We start from the raw sequence: 1,318 nt of genomic DNA on the forward strand, positions 1-1,318 counted from the left end.
TGAATCGAACCGGTTTTTGAGGAGGCTCCAATTCTTGAGAAAATGGAGCCATGAGCAAGAACAACAAGTTTTCCCCTGAAGTACGTGAACGTGCGGTACGGCTGGTTCAGGAGCATCGGGACGAATACCGCTCGCTGTGGGCGGCTGTCGAATCGATTGCGCCGAAGATCGGTTGCACACCGACGACCCTGTTGGATTGGATTAAGCGGTCAGAGATCGACAGTGGCGCGCGCCCTGGAGTAACGACCGAGGAGCGCGAACGCATCAAGGCGCTGGAGAAAGAGAACCGAGAGTTGCGCCGGGCCAACGAGATCCTGAAGTCAGCCAGCGCTTTTTTTGCCCAGGCGGCGCTCGACCGCGAACTGAAGAAGTAAACGCCTATATCGATCAGCATCGGGACCTGTACGGGGTCGAGCCGATTTGCAAGGTATTGCAGGTCGCCCCGTCAGCCTACAGGCGATATGCCGCCCGGTGTCGGAATCCCCAGCTACGCAGTCAGCGGGCCCAGCGCGACGAACAGCTCAAGCCGCAGATTCATCGAGTCTGGGAGCAGAACTTTCGCGTCTATGGTGCTCGTAAGGTCTGGAAGCAGATGAATCGCCAGAGCATTCGCGTGGCACGATGTACGGTTGAACGCCTGATGGGCGACTTGGGCATTAAAGGGGTGCGCCGTGGCAAGCGGGTTCGCACCACGGTTCCCGATAGCGCAGCAGCCTGCCCGCAAGATCTGGTACGGCGCCACTTCGAGGCGAATCGCCCGAACCAGCTCTGGGTGGCGGATTTCACCTACGTTTCCACTTGGCAGGGATGGCTGTATGTGGCCTTTGTTATCGACGCTTACGCGAAGCGGATCGTCGGTTGGCGTGCCTCCAGCAGTATGACGACGGACTTCGTCCTGGACGCTCTGGAACAAGCCGTGTACGACCGGCGCCCCAGTCAGTCAGATGGTCTTATCCATCATTCGGATCGCGGGTCGCAATACGTGTCAATTCGCTATTCCGAACGTCTGGGAGAAGCCGGAATCAATCCGTCTGTTGGCAACACCGGAAGTGCATACGATAACGCGTTAGCGGAGACCATCAACGGCCTGTACAAAACGGAGGTGATTTACAGACGGGCGCCTTGGAAGACCAAGGCTGCAGTGGAATTGGCAACGCTGGAATGGGTATCCTGGTTTAACCACCAACGCTTGCTCGGATCGATCGGTGATATCCCGCCGGCAGAAGCCGAAGAGCGTTACTATCGACAACTCGCGGCATCCGCTGCGGAATCTGTTTTACTTTAACAAAACAGCCTCCGCGATTCCCGGTGTGATTCA

1 protein-coding gene and 1 other annotated feature are annotated in these 1,318 nt (G+C 57.4%); the gene reads left to right on the forward strand.

What is annotated here, in order from left to right; genetic code table 11:
• The first annotated feature begins 50 nt into the window (after nt 1-50).
• Nucleotides 51-1,285, forward strand: a protein-coding gene (locus CDO46_RS27810) for an IS3 family transposase (protein ID WP_087841824.1) whose coding sequence is annotated in 2 segments (ribosomal slippage) — nt 51-339 and nt 339-1,285 — 1,236 coding nt in all. Because the reading frame shifts where the segments join, the coding sequence is not laid out codon by codon here.
• Nucleotides 329-445: a sequence feature (AL1L pseudoknot), on the forward strand. Its footprint overlaps the gene before it by 117 nt.
• Nucleotides 1,286-1,318: the final 33 nt, after the last annotated feature.

This window comes from Pigmentiphaga sp. NML030171 (assembly GCF_002188635.1).
Lineage (GTDB): Bacteria > Pseudomonadota > Gammaproteobacteria > Burkholderiales > Burkholderiaceae_B > Pigmentiphaga > Pigmentiphaga daeguensis.